The following is a 276-nucleotide window of genomic DNA, read 5'->3' on the forward strand; positions in this document are numbered from 1 at the left end:
ACTATGCTTTAAAAGAAATGTGTGACGCTGCTTATGGCGACAACTTCTTAGATTTATTCGAAACAAAATCAGATAAAAAAGAAGAAAGATACGGATTCACTTCTTGGGATAACTTCTTCACAAGAACTTTCAAAGAAGGTGTAAGACCAGTTGCAGGTGAAGGTAATGACAACATCATTGCAAACGCTTGTGAGTCTGCTCCTTATAGATTAGTGACTAACGTTGCTGAAAAAGAGCAATTCTGGATCAAAGGTCAACCTTATTCATTGACTGATA

The 276-nt window shown here is 36.6% G+C and carries 1 protein-coding gene; it reads left to right on the plus strand.

Going from position 1 to position 276, the window contains the following annotated elements; translation table 11 throughout:
* On the plus strand, positions 1-276 hold a 276-nt coding region (locus ACXAHM_RS26455), incomplete at both ends, for a phosphatidylserine decarboxylase (RefSeq protein ID WP_474967083.1).

Source organism: Flammeovirga sp. AWQ4_249, from assembly GCF_056161045.1.